The organism is Novosphingobium aquae, from assembly GCF_037572715.1.
GTDB classification, from domain to species: Bacteria; Pseudomonadota; Alphaproteobacteria; order Sphingomonadales; family Sphingomonadaceae; genus Novosphingobium; species Novosphingobium aquae.
Window position 1 is genome coordinate 138,799 of sequence record NZ_JBBHJY010000004.1, and the last position, 17,172, is coordinate 155,970.

19 protein-coding genes are annotated in these 17,172 nt (G+C 65.5%); 6 read left to right on the forward strand and 13 right to left on the reverse strand.

The genetic code is table 11. The features are described 5' to 3' along the window. Nucleotides 1-17: 17 nt before the first annotated feature. The 3 genes from WG900_RS09795 to xseA are packed head-to-tail and all read right to left on the reverse strand — an operon-like array spanning nt 18 to nt 2,588. Nucleotides 18-914 carry a M23 family metallopeptidase gene (locus WG900_RS09795; protein ID WP_339966721.1) on the reverse strand — a complete coding sequence of 299 codons (897 nt, stop codon included), beginning with the start codon at nt 912-914 and terminating at the stop codon, nt 18-20. Nucleotide 915: 1 nt separating this feature from the next. Next, nucleotides 916-1,119, reverse strand: a complete 204-nt coding sequence (locus WG900_RS09800) for a DUF2093 domain-containing protein (RefSeq protein WP_339966722.1) — start codon at nt 1,117-1,119, stop codon at nt 916-918. Nucleotides 1,120-1,145: 26 nt separating this feature from the next. Beyond that, complete coding sequence (gene xseA / locus WG900_RS09805) at nt 1,146-2,588, reverse strand: exodeoxyribonuclease VII large subunit (RefSeq protein WP_339966724.1); 1,443 nt, start codon at nt 2,586-2,588, stop codon at nt 1,146-1,148. A 31-nt stretch (nt 2,589-2,619) separates the two neighbouring features. Here xseA and purD point away from each other — a divergent pair, with 31 nt between their 5' ends. Then, nucleotides 2,620-3,891 carry a phosphoribosylamine--glycine ligase gene (purD, locus tag WG900_RS09810; protein ID WP_339966979.1) on the forward strand — a complete coding sequence of 424 codons (1,272 nt, stop codon included), beginning with the start codon at nt 2,620-2,622 and terminating at the stop codon, nt 3,889-3,891. Here the strand turns inward: purD and WG900_RS09815 are convergent. Then, a complete protein-coding gene (locus tag WG900_RS09815; RefSeq protein WP_339966726.1) occupies nt 3,888-4,832 on the reverse strand; it encodes a LysR substrate-binding domain-containing protein in 945 nt (314 codons plus the stop codon). The genes purD and WG900_RS09815 overlap by 4 nt on opposite strands. A gap of 105 nt (nt 4,833-4,937) precedes the next feature. Between WG900_RS09815 and WG900_RS09820 the strand changes: the two genes are divergently transcribed. After that, a complete protein-coding gene (locus tag WG900_RS09820; RefSeq protein WP_339966727.1) occupies nt 4,938-5,255 on the forward strand; it encodes a UrcA family protein in 318 nt (105 codons plus the stop codon). A 74-nt stretch (nt 5,256-5,329) separates the two neighbouring features. Here WG900_RS09820 and WG900_RS09825 read toward each other — a convergent pair whose 3' ends face one another. Beyond that, nucleotides 5,330-6,325: an adenosine kinase gene (locus WG900_RS09825; protein WP_339966729.1), complete on the reverse strand. Its 996-nt coding sequence runs from the start codon at nt 6,323-6,325 to the stop codon at nt 5,330-5,332. 116 nt (nt 6,326-6,441) lie between these two features. On the opposite strand from WG900_RS09825, the gene WG900_RS09830 reads away from it, so the two are divergent. Continuing rightward, nucleotides 6,442-6,879: a hypothetical protein gene (locus WG900_RS09830; protein WP_339966730.1), complete on the forward strand. Its 438-nt coding sequence runs from the start codon at nt 6,442-6,444 to the stop codon at nt 6,877-6,879. Nucleotides 6,880-6,929: 50 nt separating this feature from the next. Continuing rightward, a complete protein-coding gene (locus WG900_RS09835) occupies nt 6,930-7,874 on the forward strand; it encodes a tellurite resistance TerB family protein (RefSeq protein WP_339966731.1) in 945 nt (314 codons plus the stop codon). A gap of 63 nt (nt 7,875-7,937) precedes the next feature. On the opposite strand, the gene WG900_RS09840 is transcribed toward WG900_RS09835, so the two are convergent. The 8 genes from WG900_RS09840 to WG900_RS09875 all read right to left on the reverse strand — a co-directional run bounded on the left by WG900_RS09840 (nt 7,938) and on the right by WG900_RS09875 (nt 14,065). Beyond that, nucleotides 7,938-8,300 (reverse strand): HesB/IscA family protein, encoded by a 363-nt coding sequence (locus WG900_RS09840; RefSeq protein ID WP_339966732.1) that lies wholly within the window; start codon nt 8,298-8,300, stop codon nt 7,938-7,940. Beyond that, the gene (locus tag WG900_RS09845) at nt 8,297-8,770 is read right to left on the reverse strand and encodes an SUF system Fe-S cluster assembly protein (RefSeq protein ID WP_339966736.1); all 474 of its coding nucleotides are present in this window, start codon (nt 8,768-8,770) and stop codon (nt 8,297-8,299) included. Before WG900_RS09845 ends, WG900_RS09840 begins: the two co-directional genes overlap by 4 nt. Then, on the reverse strand, nt 8,767-9,975 hold the full coding sequence (locus WG900_RS09850; RefSeq protein ID WP_339966737.1) for a cysteine desulfurase: 1,209 nt from the start codon (nt 9,973-9,975) through the stop codon (nt 8,767-8,769). The genes WG900_RS09845 and WG900_RS09850 overlap by 4 nt, the downstream gene beginning before the upstream one ends. Further along, on the reverse strand, nt 9,972-10,709 hold the full coding sequence (locus tag WG900_RS09855) for a SufB/SufD family protein (protein ID WP_339966739.1): 738 nt from the start codon (nt 10,707-10,709) through the stop codon (nt 9,972-9,974). Before WG900_RS09855 ends, WG900_RS09850 begins: the two co-directional genes overlap by 4 nt. Next, the gene (gene sufC, locus WG900_RS09860) at nt 10,706-11,449 is read right to left on the reverse strand and encodes a Fe-S cluster assembly ATPase SufC (RefSeq protein WP_339966741.1); all 744 of its coding nucleotides are present in this window, start codon (nt 11,447-11,449) and stop codon (nt 10,706-10,708) included. Before sufC ends, WG900_RS09855 begins: the two co-directional genes overlap by 4 nt. A 3-nt stretch (nt 11,450-11,452) precedes the next feature. Continuing rightward, nucleotides 11,453-11,950: an endonuclease domain-containing protein gene (locus tag WG900_RS09865; RefSeq protein WP_339966742.1), complete on the reverse strand. Its 498-nt coding sequence runs from the start codon at nt 11,948-11,950 to the stop codon at nt 11,453-11,455. A 190-nt stretch (nt 11,951-12,140) separates the two neighbouring features. Then, entirely contained in the window at nt 12,141-13,622 is a 1,482-nt protein-coding gene (sufB, locus tag WG900_RS09870; protein ID WP_339966743.1) for a Fe-S cluster assembly protein SufB, read from the reverse strand. After that, nucleotides 13,619-14,065: an SUF system Fe-S cluster assembly regulator gene (locus WG900_RS09875; RefSeq protein WP_339966744.1), complete on the reverse strand. Its 447-nt coding sequence runs from the start codon at nt 14,063-14,065 to the stop codon at nt 13,619-13,621. Before WG900_RS09875 ends, sufB begins: the two co-directional genes overlap by 4 nt. 339 nt (nt 14,066-14,404) lie before the next feature. Here WG900_RS09875 and WG900_RS09880 point away from each other — a divergent pair, with 339 nt between their 5' ends. Both WG900_RS09880 and ggt read left to right on the forward strand, forming a co-directional pair. After that, entirely contained in the window at nt 14,405-15,430 is a 1,026-nt protein-coding gene (locus tag WG900_RS09880; protein WP_339966745.1) for a quinone-dependent dihydroorotate dehydrogenase, read from the forward strand. A 10-nt stretch (nt 15,431-15,440) separates the two neighbouring features. Continuing rightward, the gene (gene ggt, locus WG900_RS09885) at nt 15,441-17,153 is read left to right on the forward strand and encodes a gamma-glutamyltransferase (protein ID WP_339966746.1); all 1,713 of its coding nucleotides are present in this window, start codon (nt 15,441-15,443) and stop codon (nt 17,151-17,153) included. The last annotated feature ends 19 nt before the right edge of the window (nt 17,154-17,172 follow it).

Below are 17,172 nucleotides of genomic sequence, written 5' to 3' on the forward strand. Positions count from 1 at the left end.
CGATGCACGCTTGCACCTCAGGGTTGCGGTGACACAAAAAGCAAAGGGTCCAGTTTCGCCTCGCGCCACTTGATCGCCCAGTGGAGGTGCGGCCCGGTGGCGCGTCCGGTCCGTCCGACCCAGCCAATGACCTGCCCTTGCCGCACATGGCCCCCCGGTCGCACGCCGAGCCGCGAGGCGTGGAGGAACGCGCTCGACAGGCCGGAGCCGTGGTCGAGGATCAGCAGGTTCCCCTCAAGCGTGAAGGGCGTGGCTGCGGCCAGCACCACCACGCCATCGGCGGGGGCCATGAACGGCGTGCCTTCTGCCCCGGCAATATCGAGACCGCCGTGGTACGATCCCGGTTTGCCCTGATAGACGCGCTGCGCTCCAAAGCGCCCGCGGATGGCGCCGCGCAGGGGCCAGGCGAAAGGTTGCCGCCACCCTGCCGCATCGGTCGATTGCGCACGGGCAGCGCCGATCTGGGCGAGCTCTGCGGCGCGTCGGCGGGCGAATTCGGCATCGGCCATGCCGCTGGGCCGATAGGGTGCGTTGACGTGTTCAATCTGCCAGCCACGCGGCGCGATTACGAGCACTTTGCGGACGGTCGGCAAGTCCCCCCGGCGGGCGACAAGCTCGCTCGAAGGCCCGGAATCGCGATCGAAAGCGACGAAAAAACTGCCGTCAGGTTCGATCTCGACCGGCCTTCCCGACAGGGCCAGCGAGAGAGTTCCGGTGGGGGCAAAACCGCGCAGCCAGCCGCCCTGGACTTGCTGACCAAACAGCGAAAAGTCGTTGGTCTGGCGAGCCAGGGCCGGCTTTGCCACGGGAACGGCGGAAACCTGCGCAACTGCAGGGGCCATGTTGAGGTTGCAGCTCCCCATTGCGAGCATGGTCAGGCCGGCCAGCGAGCCGAGCCCCGTCGCCCGCGCCATGTCAGCCGTTTTCCGCGAGCCGCATCGTGGCAAGGGCGCAGTTGGCATAGGCTTCCTGGTGCTCGGCGCTCCAGTAGCGGAGCACCTCAAGCTGAATCGATTCGCCGGAAACCGCGCACTTCACGTGGGTTCCGGGCGCGATGACGCGGAAACCGTTGGGTTCGTAGCGCAGCACGGCGAGGCGTTCGGAGGAGGACATCAGCATGGGTTCGCGTTAGCGCCTTCGGCCGGTCAAAGCAATTTCGGCTGATCGGGACTGGCTTTCGCCTGCACGGGTTTGACCGCCGGTCGCGGCGGGGGAGCGCCATCTGAAACCGGTGTGACGGAGACAATTCCGTCGGCGAAATGGAGGCCCAGCGCCGCCTCTCCGCGCGCTGCCTCGGCAGTGGTGAGCGTGTGACCCGAAGCGCCTGTAACCCGCGCATATCCGCGCTTTAGCACGTTGTCGGGATTGAGCGAGGCCATGACCCGGACGGTCCCGGAGAGCCTGTCCCGAGCTGCTGCTATCCCACGTTCAACCAGAGCCGGGGACAAGCGCAGCGCGGCGAGGCGTTCGGCGGCGCGGTCGCGGCGGGACAGGAGCAGCGGGGCGGATAATTTCCCTGCCGATTCAGCGAGTTTGTGTCGGGCGAGGACAATCCTGTCACCCAGCCCGCGGCGCAGTTTCTCTCCGGCCTCGTCAAGCTGCTGCGCGGGGAGGGCCAGCAATGCCTGAGGTTGCGGCAGGCGCTGGGCGCGCGCTTCCAGCCGTTCCCGGCCCAACTGCAACGGCCTTGCAACGGCCTTGCGAGCGCGTAGCGCCAGTTCTGCAATGCTATTGGCAAGGTCTGCCCGCACCGGAACGGCCAGTTCCGCCGCTGCCGTCGGAGTTGGCGCGCGCAAGTCGGCAGCAAAATCGGCGAGCGTGGTGTCGGTTTCATGCCCGACAGCCGAGATCACCGGGATCGGCGATTCGGCAATCGCGCGAACCACGACTTCCTCATTGAAGCACCACAGGTCCTCGATCGACCCGCCGCCGCGCGCAACGATGATCACGTCGGGACGCTGCACGGAGGAGTCCGGACCCAGTGCCCCAAATCCCCGCACCGCCGCCGCAACCTGCTCCGCCGCGCCCTGTCCCTGGACCAGCACCGGCCAGACGATCACCCGGCTTGGCATCCGGTCGGCAAGGCGGTGGAGGATATCCCGGATCACCGCGCCGGTGGGCGAAGTGACGACGCCGATGACGCCGGGCAGGAACGGGATCCGCCGCTTCCGCTCCGGCGAGAACAGGCCCTCGGCCTCGAACCGCGCCTTGTTCTTCGCCAGCAGAGCGAGCAGCGCGCCTTCGCCGGCGATTTCCATGCGTTCGATAACGATCTGGTAGTTCGAGCGCCCGGGATAGGTGGTCAGCTTGCCGGTGGCGATCACCTCGATCCCGTCCTCGGGCCGGAAGGCGAGCCGCTGCACGGTGCCGCGCCACATCACCCCGTCCAGCCGCGCGCCTTCGTCCTTGAGCGCCAGATAAAGGTGCCCCGACGCCGCCAGTTTCACGCCCGAAAGCTCGCCGCGCACTCGCACATAGGCGAAGCGTTCCTCTACCGTGCGCTTCAGCGCCGAGGAAATCTCGGTGACCGACAAAGGCTCGGCGTTGCTGGACCGGCCTTCCTTCGCTACCAGCCCGCCGGAATCCATGGAATCTGTATCGAAAGACGAGGGCGGCGACATGAATATCCTGCTGATCGGAAGTGGTGGCCGCGAACATGCGCTGGCGTGGCGACTGGCGCAATCGCCTTTGTGCGAAACGCTTTACGCCGCCCCCGGAAATCCGGGGATGTTCGAACACGCGAAGCTGGTCCAGCTCGATAGCGCCGATCATGCCGCCGTCGTGCAGTTCTGCGCCGACAAGGCGATCGGCCTCGTCGTCGTCGGTCCCGAAGCGCCGCTGGTCGATGGTCTGGCGGATAGCCTGCGCGCCGCCGGTGTGGCCGTGTTTGGACCCAGCAAGGCTGCCGCCCAGCTCGAAGGCTCGAAGGGCTTCGTCAAGGACCTCTGCGCGGCTGAGAATATCCCTACCGCCGCCTATGCCCGCCATACCAGCAAGGCCGCCGCGCTGGCCGACCTCGCCCGCTTCGGCCTGCCCGTTGTGATCAAGGCCGATGGCCTCGCCGCCGGCAAGGGCGTGATCATCGCCGAGACTGCTGAAGAGGCTAATGAGGCCATCGAATTCATGTTCTCCGGCGGCTTCGGAGATGCCGGGGCTGAAGTGGTGATCGAGGAATTCATGCGCGGCGAGGAAGCCAGCTTTTTCGCGATCAGCGACGGTAGCAACGTGATCCCCTTCGGATCGGCGCAGGATCACAAGCGCGTCGGCGACGGTGACACCGGCCCCAACACCGGCGGCATGGGCGCCTATTCCCCGACCGGCGTCTTCACCCCCGAAATCGAGGCCGAGGTCATGGAGCGCATCGTGCGCCCGACCGTGGCCGCCATGGCGCGGGACGGCATGCCCTATCAGGGCGTACTGTTCGCCGGGCTGATGCTGACCGATGAAGGTCCCAAGCTGATCGAATACAACTGCCGCTTCGGCGATCCCGAATGCCAGGTTCTGATGATGCGCTTTGAAGGCGATCTGGTTGACCTGCTGTCGAAGGCCGCGCAGCCCGGCGGCCTTGCCACCGCCGCCCCAGTTCGCCTGCGCCCGCAAACCGCTCTAACCGTGGTCATGGCGGCGAACGGCTATCCCGCCACGCCAGAAAAGGGCGGCGAGATCATGCTCGGCAACCCCAACAAGGGCCGCGTGTTCCACGCCGGCACGGCGATTGCCGATGGCAAACTGGTGGCAAACGGCGGGCGCGTGCTGAACGTCACTGCCATGGCCGAAAGCGCCAAGGCGGCGCAGGCGCTCGCCTATGCTGCGGTCGACGCGATCCAGTTCCCGTCAGGCTTCTGCCGCCGCGACATCGGTTTTCGTGAGGTTGCGCGAGAGGAGGGCTAACAGGCCCCCGACCGCGCCCCGTCTTCCGGCGGCACCAGCAATTGCCACGGATCTGCCCCGGCGCTGGCGCGGACTTCGCTGAGCAGCCATTCTCGGAAGGCGCGGACCTTGGGGCTGCGGCGCTTGTGTTCGGGATAGACCAGCCAGAAGGCACGCGCCTCAGTTGCGGCGCAGGGGAACAAGGGTTTCAATCGGCCCGCCGCCACCGCGCCTTCGAACATCACCGGATTGAGCACCGCCACGCCGTGTCCGGCGAGCGCCGCCTGTCCGTCGAGCACTTGCGAATCGAAGCGAATGGCATTGGCCGGCATGCCGATCTGGCCGCCATGTTCGACCTTGGCGAACCACATGTCCCACCAGATGTCGCCGGGTGACAGGCGCGGCACGTGAGCGAGATCGTCCGGTTTTTCCACCGGGTGACGTTCGAGGAATTCCGGGCTGGCCATCGGCAGGAAAGCCTGCCGCATGAGGAACTGCGAGACGAGCCCCGCGCCCGGACTGACCGCGCCGCGAATGGCCAGGTCGAACTCGCCGCTTTCAAGGTCGACGAAGCGGTCCGAGACGTCGAGCTGCACGGCAAGGCCGGGCCGCGCGAGCTGAAACGCGCCGAGCTTCCCCGCCAGCCAGTTGGTCGCCAGCGTATGCGGGGCAGAGACGCGCAGGACGGCATCGTCCTCCGCCCGCAACGTGGCGAAGGCCGATTCAATCTCGGCAAAGGCAGCGGCGATGCGGGGGGCGATGCGTTTTCCCGCTGCGGTGAGCACCCGACCGCGTCCCTTGCGCATGAACAGTGGTTCGCCGAGCCGGTCTTCGAGCAGTTTGATCTGATAGGAAACCCCGGCCTGGGTCATGCCCAGTTCTTCTGCCGCGCGGGTGTAGTTTTCGTGTCTTGCCGCAGCCTCGAACACACGAATGGCAGCTAACGGTGGAATTGCGGTCATGGTTCTATCATAAAGAGGACTTATGTTTCGTGTCTATGCTTTTGTTGGAACGACAGCAGCAAATGCGTCAGTTTCATGTCATCGACAGCAAGCAGGAACCCTCCGATGAAAAAGCTTATCTTCTCGTTCGCCCTTTCACTGGCCGCCGTTTCGGCACCGGGAGCGGCGCAGACCTCCACGGGCGCCATCGCCATCAATCACAGCGACCTCGCGCTCTCTACCCCGGCCGGCATCGAAGCGCTCGATGCGCGGATTGCCCATGCCGTGCGGCTGGCTTGCGGGTTCGACAAGAGCGAGCGCAACCTGACACTCAGCGTCGCGCAGAAGCGCTGCCTCGCTGCCAAGCAGGCCGAAGTTTCCGCAAGCCGTCAGGCTGCCATCGCGGCAGCCACAGTTACCCCCCGCACGCTTGCGGCGCGCTGATCGGGCGCTTCAGTCCCGTCCGATCCGACAGGGAGCGGCAACCCAGTGGGGTTGCCGCTCCCCCTTTATTGTGATCAGGCCATCTTCTCGGCGACGAGCGCCTTCAAGTTCGCTTCGGGCCGCGCGCCGTAGTGCGAAATGATTTCCGCCGCGCAGATCGATCCCAGCCGCAGGCAGTCTTGCAGCGAGCGCCCGCGCACGTGGCCGAACAGGAAGCCGGCGGCGAACAAGTCGCCCGCGCCGGTGGTATCGACAACGCGTTCGACCGGTTCGGCGGAAACGCGGGCCAGTTCGTAACCCTCTGCGGCGATGGCGCCTTCGGGTCCGCAGGTGACGACCAGCGTCGGCACCTTGGCGCGCAGCTGGGCAACGCCGGCGTCAAAATCGTCGCTGCCGGTCAGCGCGGCCAGTTCGACGTGGTTGGCGAACAGGATGTCGATTTCACCCGCATCGATAAGCGCGCGGAAATCGTTGCCATGGCGGGCGATGACGAAAGCGTCGGACAGGGTGAAGGCGACCTTGCGGCCAGCCCCGCGGGCAGCGGCGATGGCGCGGCGCATGGCGGCGCGCGGTTCTTCCGGATCCCAGAGGTATCCTTCGAGGTAGAGCACCTTGGCATCAGCAATCGCCGCTTCATCCAGCGCGTCCGCCGGCAGGAACTGCGAGGCGCCAAGGAAGGTGTTCATCGTGCGCTGGCCATCGGGCGTGACGAAGATCAGGCAGCGCGCCGTCGGCGGATCACCCGCGCGGGCGGCAGTTTCAAAGGCGATGCCGCCGGCGCGGATATCGTGCGCAAAGACTTCGCCGAGCTGGTCGTCGGCCACCTGACCGATGAAGGCGCAGCTGGCACCGAGCGCGGCGAGGCCGGCCAGCGTATTGGCCGCCGAACCGCCCGAAATCTCGCGCGCCGGGCCCATGGCGCCGTAAAGGGCGTGCGCCTGATCGGTATCAATCAGCGTCATGCCGCCGCGCGTCATGCCGAGCTGGTCGATCAACGCTTCATCGCAAGGGGCCATGACATCGACGATGGCATTGCCGATAGCGACGACGTCGCGGGTGGGCTGGGACATGAAGGGCCTTCCTATTGAAGCACTGCGGCTTCGTAATGAATTGATCGGCGCCGACTAGCGCCCACCCGTGCCGGGGGCAAGGCCGGCGGCGTTGACAGACATGGGGCAGATCGGGGATGCGCTCACTTGTGAGAGCATTTTCCAAGATCGCGCCCGCCTTGGCGCCTGCCTTGCTGCTTGCCGGCTGCGGCGGCGCGGGCAATTCAGTCAAGAGCGTGAGCACGGCTTCGCTGCCAATACCGCCGACGGTAACGCGCCCGGGGCCGGCGCGACCGGCGATTCGCCCCCGGGTGATGGCCGGACCGGGGCTGGAAGGCGTGATTGGCGGAAATGCGGGCGATTTGCAGCGCCAGTTTGGCGCGGCGCGGCTCGACGTGATCGAAGGCGATGCCCGCAAGCTGCAGTTTTCCGGCAATGCCTGCGTGCTCGACGTGTTTCTCTATCCCGAAACCGTGGGCCGCGAGCCTACCGCGACCTATGTCGAGGCGCGCCGCTCCAGCGACGGCAAAGACGTTGACCGGGCGAGCTGCGTTGCGGCGCTAAGGAAACGTTAGCCCAATTTCGCTAGGCATTGCCCCGTATTCAACAAGGGGCCCTTGCCGCAATGACCATGCAATTCCGCGCGCTTGCCGAGCAGGCTGCTGCCGACGGCGCGATTTCGGCCGAAGAAATCCTGACCCTGCGCCGCGCGGGCTGGGGTGACGGAGCGATTTCTCCCGAGGAAGCCGAGGCGATTTTCGCTGTCAACGACCAGCTTGAGGACCCGTCCGTCGAATGGGCCGAGTTCTTTGTCGAGGCGCTGGGTGAATTCGTCGTCAACGGCGTCAAGCCCAAGGGCTATGTCTCGCAAGACCAGGCCGACTGGCTGGTGACCCGGGTCGATCACAACGGTGCGCTGCAATCGATGACCGAGCTGGAACTGCTGGTGAAGATCATCGAAAAGGCGCTCAATGTGCCGCAGAGCCTGAAGGACTATGTCATCGCGCAGGTCGAGCGCGCCGTGCTGACCGGCGAAGGCCCGACCCGCGGCGGTCACCTTGAGCGCGGCAACGTCAACGCCGTCGAGGCCCAGATCCTGCGCCGGGCGGTTTTCGCTCAGGCAGGAGATCGCCCTGCAGCCGCCAGCCGCAGCGAGGCCGAGATGCTGTTCCGGCTGAAGGATGCCACGCTGGGCGGCCGGAACGCGCCCGAGTGGAAGCAGCTCTTCGTACAGGGCGTCGGCAGCTACATGTCAGGCTATACCAGCTACACCCCGCTCGACGCCCCGCGCGCGGCCGAGCTTGATCGGTTCATGGATGCCAATACGCCGAGCCTGCTGCGCTTCGCCGGACGCATGGCGAAGGCGGACGTGGAATCGGGGATCGGCCACACGTTCCGCACGCTGTTCGGCCGCAAGGGTCTGGACAAGGCACCCGAAATTGCCGCCGCTGCTGCGGTCACGACGGAAGAGAATACCTGGTTGCAGGGCCAGATCGATGGAAACAACCAGGTCGACGAATACGACGAGGCGCTCTTGGCGTTTCTCGCGGAAGAGAAATCCGGGCTTTAAGCCGAGTAGCTCCGGAACACGCGATAGCCCGTCTCCTTTCGGGGAGGCGGGCCGTTTCGCGTTCTAGACAGTGAAGCTTTCGCCGCAGCCGCAGCTGCCTTTGGCGTTCGGATTGTTGAACACGAAGCCGGCCTGAAAGTCGTCCTCGACCCAGTCCATCGTCGATCCGACGAGGTAGAGCACCGAAGCGCCATCGATGAAGAACAGCCCGCCGGGTGTCTCAATCTTTTCGTCGAACGGCGCCGCCTCGGTCACGTAGTCGACCGAATAGGCGAGGCCCGAGCAGCCCCGGCGCGGGGTGGACAGCTTGACCCCAATCGCGTCTTTGGGCGCTTCGCTCATCAGATGAGCGATCCGCGCTTCGGAAGCGGGGGTGAGCAGCACGGCGGCGGGCCGTGCGCGGGTCTTGGTTGCGGTATCGGTCATAGCATTCCCAGCTCCAGCCGCGCTTCATCGCTCATCTTGGCGGGATCCCATGGCGGATCCCAGACGAGGTTCACTTCGGCATCGCGCACGCCCGGCACCGAGCTGACGCGCAGTTCAACCTCGCCCGGCATCGATTCGGCGACCGGGCAGTGCGGCGTCGTCAGCGTCATGGTCACGACCACGCCGCTGTCCGCATCGACATCGACGCCATAGATCAGGCCGAGGTCATAGATGTTCACCGGAATTTCCGGATCGAAGATTTCCTTCAGCGCGCCGACAACCGCTTCATAGAGATCGCCGCCTGGAGCAGCAGGGTCCACGCCCTCAGGCTTTTCCGCGAGGAAGCCCTCAAGATAGTCGCGCTTGCGCACCAGTTTCTCTGCAGGCGCCTCGGCATCTTCCACGCGCGCCTTGGGCGGCGGGGTGACGCTGTCGACTTCCTCGATGGTGAATTTCGCTTCCTCGTTCACGAGAAAATCCTTTTCGTCCGTTCGATGCCGCGGACCAACGCCGCCACATCGTCTTCATCGTTGTAAATGCCGAAACTGGCGCGGGCTGTGGCCGGTACGCCAAGGTGGTCCATCAGCGGCTGGGCGCAGTGGTGCCCGGCACGGATGGCCACGCCTTCCTCGTCCAATATGGTGCCGAGGTCGTGCGGATGCACCCCCTCCAGCGCGAAAGAGACGATTCCGGCGCTGTCTTCCGGCCCGAACAGCGTCACCGAATTCATGGCCCTCAACGCATCGCGGCACTGGGCGACCAGCGCGGTTTCGTGCGCGTGGATCGTGTCGAGCCCGATGGCCGAGACATAGTCCACCGCCGCACCCAGCGCGATCGCCTCGACAATTGCCGGCGTCCCTGCCTCGAACCGCGCGGGTGGCGGGGCGAAGGTGGTTTCGGCAAAAGTCACCCGGTCGATCATCGCGCCGCCGCCCTGCCACGGCGGCATGGCATCAAGAATCTCGGCCCGCGCCCAGAGCGCGCCGATGCCGGTGGGGCCGTAAAGCTTGTGCGCCGAGAACACGTAGAAATCACAGTCCAGCGCCGCGACATCGACGGCAAGACGCGGCACGGCCTGGCAGCCGTCGATCAGGATCTTTGCGCCAACACCGTGTGCCAGGTCGGCAGCGCGCTTCACATCGAGCGTCGATCCCAGCACGTTCGAGACATGGGCCAGCGCCACCAGCTTGTGCTCGCGGGTCAGCATCCTTGCCGCAATGTCGAGATCGATGCGGCCATCCGGCGTCAGCGGGCAGACGTCGATTTCCACCCCGGTGCGGGCGCGCAGCAATTGCCACGGCACGATGTTCGAATGGTGCTCCAACGTGGAGAGCAGTATCCGGTCGCCGGCTTTGAGATTCGCCAGCCCCCAGGTCTGGGCGACGAGGTTGATCGCCTCGGTCGCGCCGCGGGTGAAGACAATCTCGCCCTCCGCCGCGCCGATGAAGCGCGCAACCTTGCGCCGCGCTGCCTCGAAGGCCACCGTCATGTTCGCCGAGCGCGCGTAAACGCCGCGATGCACGGTCGCATAGTCGCGGCCCATCGCGTTCGATGCAGCGTCGATCACCGCCTGCGGCTTCTGCGCGGTGGCGGCGGTATCGAGATAATGCCAAGTGCCGGCAAGACCGGGAAAATCGGCCCTGAGCGCGGCCAGCGGCGATGCGAGCGTGGTCACAGCAGCGCCTCCAATGCGGCCTGCGATGCCGCATCCAGCGCTTCCTCGTCCGCCGCGCCAACGAAGGCCTCGGCCACGAAGGCCTGCAGCATCAGCCGCTTCGCCGTTTCCGGCGGCAGCCCGCGCTGGGCCATGTAGAACAGCGCCTGCCCATCAAGTTCGCCCACCGCGCAGCCGTGCGCGCACTTCACATCATCAGCGTAGATCTCAAGTTCCGGGCGGGCATTGGCCGTGGCTGTCCGGGTCAGCAGCATGGCTCGGACCGACTGGCTGGCATCGGTGCCGTCCGCCCCGCGCGCCACGGCGACCTTGCCGAGATAGGTGCCCACGGCTTCACCGCCTAGCACGGAGCGCACGATCTGGCGGCTGACCGCATCGGGCGCGAGGTGCGCGACTTCGGTGACCAGTTCGAGGTTGGCGCTTTCGCCGCCAAGCTGCGCCGCGCCGAGCGTGAATTCGCTCTTCGCACTCAGCCGGGCATCGACCGCCACGCGGGCAAAGCCGGTGCCAGTGTTCAGCACACGCAGATCAAAGGAAGCGCCATCGGCAATGTCGATCACGAGATGACGCGCGCTCGCCTCATAGCCGCTGAGGACGATGGACAGGGTTCCGCTTTCACCCGGCGCAACACGAATCTTCTCGCGCGCCACCGGCCACAGCGGCGCGAGCGCATCGAGGTCCGCATAGCGGTAATCCTCGTCGCGGTGAGTGGGGAGGGCGGCGATCTGGTTCACGCTGCCACGGCCTCATAGCCATGCTCTTCAAGCTCAAGAGCCAGTTCCGGCCCGCCGGTGCGGACGATGCGGCCGCCGGCCAGAACGTGGACGAAGTCCGGCTTCACGTAGTCGAGCAGGCGCTGGTAATGGGTGATCAGCAAGACCGCCTTGTCGGGCCGGCGCATGATGCCGTTGATACCGTCGCCGACGATCCGCAGGGCATCGATGTCGAGCCCGGAATCGGTTTCGTCGAGGATCGCCAGCTTTGGATCAAGAATGCCCATCTGCACCATCTCGGCGCGCTTCTTTTCTCCGCCCGAGAAGCCGACGTTGACCGGCCGCTTGAGCATCTCCATGTCCATCTTGAGCAGCGCGGCCTGTGTCCGGGCGAGCTTTAGAAATTCGCCGCCCGACAACGGAGCATCGCCGCGCGATTTGCGCTGGGCGTTGAGGCTTTCGCGCAGGAACTGGACGAAGGACACGCCGGGGATCTCGACCGGATACTGGAAGCCGAGGAACAGCCCGGCAGCGGCGCGTTCGTGCGGTTCGAGACCGAACAGGTCCTCGCCGTTGAAGGTGGCGGTGCCGCCGGTCACTTCATACCCGGGCCGCCCGCCAAGCGTATAGCCCAGCGTCGATTTGCCCGCGCCGTTCGGGCCCATGATGGCATGGACCTCGCCCGCGTTGATCTGGAGCGAAAGGCCCTTGAGGATGGGCTTGTCAGCGACAGTGGCCTGCAGGTTGTCAATCGTGAGCATGGTTCAATATTCCCGGCGTGGCGGCGCGCCGCGTGTCTGGAAGTGCTGTTTGCGCGCGCGGCCGCGTTCGTCGTAGCTGGCCTTCATGGCGGCAACGATTTCGGCGACCACGGCATCAGGTTCCTCAAGCACGCGGGTCGCGGTGAAGCGCAGCAGCTTCACGCCAACCGCCTCAAGGCTCTTGTCGCGCCGCGCAGTGACCGCCGGATCGCCGCCCTCGTCAATCGACACCACGATCCGCAGCGGGTTGCAGGCGAAGTCGACAATGGCCGAGCCGATCACCTGCTGGCGGGTCATCTTGAACTTGCCGAGATTGGCCTCCACCAGCTTTTCGCCGAGCAGCTTCTGGGCCTGGGTAGGCTCCATTCGGTTGCGCCGCGCCTGGTCATGGATCGCGTCGAGCCGCTTGTCCGAAATCGTCCAGCCGCGCCCGCGCTTCTCGATTGCGGGGGCTTCGGTACGCTCGTCGAGCGGGCGAACGGTGAGGGTTTTTTTGGTCATGAATTAGGTCCTGTGGGGGCCGATATTGAGCCGTCACCCTGAACTCGTTTCAGGGTCCATTTCTCACCGCACGCCTTAGCTCTATCAGTCATCAAGACGTTGCCGTTGCGCTTTGTGACAATGCTCCGATTGTGGGGCTCGATGGATCCTGAAACGAGTTCAGGATGACGAAGGGTTGGAGCTTGCTTGATCACCCCACGCTCCCTTCAAGCGAAATTCCCAGCAGCTTCTGCGCCTCAACCGCGAATTCCATCGGCAGCTGCTGCAGCACTTCCTTGGCGAAACCATTGACGATCAGCGCCACGGCCTCTTCAGTGCCGAGGCCGCGCTGCATCGCGTAGAACAGCTGGTCGTCGCTGATCTTGGAGGTGGTCGCCTCGTGCTCGATCTGGGCCGAGGCGTTCTTCACCTCGATATAGGGCACGGTGTGTGCACCGCAGTCCTTGCCGAGCAGCAGCGAATCGCACTGGGTGAAGTTGCGCACGCCTTCCGCCTGCGGGGCGACGCGGACAAGGCCGCGGTAGGTGTTGTTGCTCTTGCCCGCCGAAATGCCCTTCGAGATGATCGTCGAGCGGCTGCCCTTGCCGTTGTGGATCATCTTGGTGCCGGTATCGGCCTGCTGGTAATTGTTGGTCACCGCGACCGAGTAGAATTCGCCGACCGAATCCTCGCCATTGAGCACACAGCTTGGATACTTCCACGTGACCGCCGAGCCGGTTTCAACCTGGGTCCAGCTCACCTTGCTGCGCGCACCCTGACAGAGCGCGCGCTTGGTGACGAAGTTGTAGATGCCGCCCTTGCCCTGCGCATCGCCGGGGTACCAGTTCTGCACAGTCGAATACTTGATCTCGGCATCGTCGAGCGCGACAAGTTCGACCACGGCGGCGTGGAGCTGGTTTTCATCGCGCATCGGCGCGGTGCAGCCTTCGAGGTAGGAGACGTAGCTGCCCTTGTCCGCCACGATCAGCGTGCGTTCGAACTGCCCGGTGTTTTCCGCGTTGATGCGGAAATAGGTGGAGAGCTCCATCGGGCAGCGCACGCCTTCGGGAATGTATACGAAGGTGCCATCGGAAAAGACCGCGCAGTTGAGCGCGGCGAAGAAGTTGTCGCGCACTGGAACGACCTTGCCCAGCCAGCGCTTCACCAGATCCGGATATTCGCGGATCGCCTCGCTGATCGACAGGAAGATGACGCCCGCCCGCTTCAGCTCTTCGCGGAAGGTGGTGGCGACGCTGACGCTATCGAACACGGCATCGACCGCAACCTTGCGCGCGCCTTCAACGCCGGCGAGCACTTTCTGTTCTTCCAGCGGAATGCCGAGTTTCTTGTAAACCTCGAGAATGTCGGGATCGACCTCGTCCAGGCTGGCGAGCGTCTTCTTCGGCTTGGGCGCCGCGTAGTAATAGGCGTCCTGATAATCGATCGGCGGGATCTTGAGCTTCGCCCAGTCCGGCATCGGCATGGTCTGCCATTGGCGAAAGGCCTTGAGTCGCCAGTCGAGCATCCATTCGGGCTCGTTCTTCTTGGCGCTGATGAAGCGGACGGTCGATTCGTCGAGGCCCTTGGGGGCGAAATCGGTTTCGATCTCGGCCGACCAGCCGTGTTCGTAATCGGCAACCTTGGCGGCGGCATCGCGCGCGGCCTGATCCTTGATGGCGACTTCCTCGTTCATGCCGGAACTCCCAGGACCTGGTCCTGCATCTGCAATGGGGGCGGCTGCAACTGGGCGAGCCGGGTAAGCGGCACCCCGGCAAGTGCGCCGCGCAGCGCTTCGTTGACGATCGGCCAGTGCGGACGGACCGCGCAGCCGCTTTCGAGGTTGCAATCGTGCCCGTCGATGCAGGCGGTGATCGCGATCGGGCCTTCGACGGCTTCGACAATGTCGGCCAGGGTGATCGCCGCCGCGGGCCGCGCCAGCTTGAAGCCGCCGCCCGCGCCGCGCACCGACTTGATCAGGCCGGCCGCCGAAAGCTTCGACACCAGCTTCTGCACGGTGGGCGCTGGCAGGCCGGTTTCCGCCGCCAGCTGCGCCGCCGAAACGCGCGCGTGGCCGCAATGGCGCGCGGCGGCGCTCATCGTGACGACGGCATAATCGGCCATGCTCGAAAGGCGCATTGAGCGAGCTCCAGACAAATCGGACTGATTCGTTCCGGTTTCACCTAGGCGCGTGTCTGGCGCTTTTCAATCGCTGTAGCGCCGGAGCCCAAAAAAAGGGCGGACCTGGGATCAGATCCCAGGTCCGCCATATAAGTTGAGAACTCGCTGCAAAAAAGCCACGAGCCCTTCGGGTCGCAGAAGCCGGGTAGACCCATAGGCCGGCGAAAGAATTGTAAGAATCCGACACCCCCTCCCTCCTAAAAATGACAAATGGCGTCAGGAACCGGTGTCAATGTTGCTTTAGGGGCGTGTGTTGCCCATTCGACACGCCTTTCCCGCTCTGCCATAGGCCGCGCCATGCTCTACCCCTTGCTTCGACCGCTGATCTTCCGACTCGATGCGGAACGCGCGCATCGCCTCTCGATTCTCGCGCTCCAGCTTGGCCCGGTCGCCCCGCCGCCTGCCGATGGCCCGCTGGCGACGACCGTAGCCGGCATCCGCTTCCCCAATCCGCTCGGCATGGCGCCCGGTTATGACAAGGATGCCGAAGTGCCCGACGCAGTGCTCGGCCTCGGCTTCGGATTGGTCGAGATCGGTACGGTCACCCCGCGCCCACAGCCCGGAAATCCGCGTCCGCGCCTGTTCCGGCTGGAGGAAGACCGCGCGGTGATCAACCGCATGGGCTTTAACAACGGCGGGCTGCAGGCGGCGCACCTGCGGCTCTCGGCGCGCAAGCGGCAAGGGATCGTCGGGGCCAATGTCGGCGCGAACAAGGACGCGGCGGACCGAGTGGCAGACTATGTCACCGGGCTGACCACCATGGCCACGGTGGCCGACTACCTGACGATCAACATATCTTCGCCCAATACGCCGGGCCTGCGCGACTTGCAGGGCGACAAGGAGCTGCAAGACCTGCTCTCCGCCGTTGCCGCCGCGCGCGAATCGGGCTGGCCGCCAATCTTCCTCAAGGTTGCCCCCGATCTCGATGACGATGCCCCGGCGCGAATCGTCGCGGCTGTCATGAAGCACGGCATCGACGGGATCATCGTCTCGAACACCACGATCACCCGGCCAACTCTCCACTCGCGCCACGCCGGCGAAGCGGGCGGCCTGTCGGGCGCGCCGCTGCACGACCTCGCGCTCAAGCGGCTGCGCGATTTCCGCAAGGCGAGCGAGGGCCGACTACCGCTGATCGGCGTCGGCGGCATAGCCACGGCCGAGCAGGCGTGGGCTCGCATCCGCGCCGGGGCGAGTCTTGTCCAGCTCTACAGCGCGATGGTCTATGAAGGGCCGGGGATCGCGCGGGTCATTACGGCAGGTTTGGAGGCGTGCATGAAACGCGATGGCTTCACCTCCATTGCCGAGGCGGTCGGGAGCGAATAGGCTGCGGTCCATGTACCGCCGTATATTCCTGTTCGCCAGCGCCCTCGCGCTCGCCCCCGTCTTCGCCCCTGCCACCATTGCCAAGCCCCCCTCCGGCCAGGTCCATGAAAAGGGCATGGTCTCTTCCGCCGATCCGCGCGCGACCGAGGCGGGGCTGGAAATGCTGCGCAGGGGCGGCAGCGCTACCGATGCGGCCATCGCGACGATGTTGGCGCTTACCGTGGTCGAACCGCAAAGCTCGGGCATTGGCGGCGGCGGGTTCTACGTCACCGCAGACGCCAGGGGCCGGGTCGAGACGATTGACGGCCGCGAAACTGCCCCCGCTGCCGCGCACCCGAAATGGTTCTACAAGGACGGCAAGGTTCTGTCCTTCCGTGAGGCGGTTCCCGGCGGCACCAGCGTTGGCGTTCCGGGCAACATCGCGCTCGCCGCAAAGGCGCACCGCCGCCACGGCAAGCTGAAGTGGTCGGCTCTGTTCAGACCGGCGATCCGCCTTGCGCGCGAAGGCTGGACGATCACCCCGCGCACCCGCCAGTTCCTCGATTTCGCCAAGGGGTCCGCCGCCTTCACGCCGGCAGGCATGGCCATGTTCTATGGCGCGGATGGCAAGCCGCTGCCCGCCGGCACGCGGGTGACCAATCCTGACCTGGCCAAGACCATGGAAATGCTCGCCCGAAAAGGCGCACGCGGTTTTTACACCGGGGCCAATGCCAAGGCGATTGTCGGCGCCGTGACCACCGCTGCGCGCAATCCCTCGCCGATGACGCTGAAGGATGTCGCGAGTTACAAGGCCAAAGATCGCAGCCCGCTCTGCGGTCAGTACCGCGAATACCGCGTCTGCGGCATGGCCCCGCCAAGCTCTGGCGAGACGACCGTCTTCGCCGTGCTCAAGCAGCTCGAACGCTTCGACCTCAAGGCGCTCGGCCCCGATTCGCCGACCGCATGGCACCTGATCGCCGAATCGATGCGGCTCGCTTATGCGGACCGCGCCAAGTACCTTGGCGACGCGGACTTCGTGAAAGTCCCAGTCGCCGGGCTGATCGACGCGCAGTATCTCGCCAGCCGTTCAGCGCTGATCGATCCCACGCGCTCGCTCGGCCTAGTGACCGCCGGTTCGCCTCCGGGTTCGGAAAAGCTGGCGCGTGCCGAGGGTGCTTCCGGTCCCGAACACGGCACCTCGCACTTCGTCGCGGTCGACCGGCGCGGCCATGCCGTGACCTATACCTCGACCGTCGAGAGCGCCTTCGGATCAGGGCTGATGGCGGGCGGCTATTACCTTAACAACGAACTCACCGATTTCGACATGGTGCCTGAGCGCGACGGCAAGCCCGCTGCCAACCGCGTCGAAGGCGGCAAGCGTCCGCGTTCGTCGATGGCGCCAACGTTGGTCTATGGCCCGGACGGCAAGCTGCGGCTCGCCATCGGTGCCGCGGGCGGCACTACCATCCCGGCGCAGGTCGCCAAATCGATCATCGCCGTGCTCGACTGGGGCATGAGCGCACAGGACGCGATCGCCCAGCCGCTGATTTTCGCCCCCGAAGGCCCGGCGGTCTTTGTCGAATCGGGGACGCGGCTGGAAGGCATGATCCCGGCGCTGAAAGCGCTGGGCCATGCCGACGTTCGCACGCGCCCGGGCGGCAAGGCCAATGCCATCGAAGTGGTGGGCGGCACCTTGCGCGGCGGGGCCGATCCGCGCAGCGATGGGGTGGCCGCTGCGGAATGAACACTTGTGGGCCTTGCCG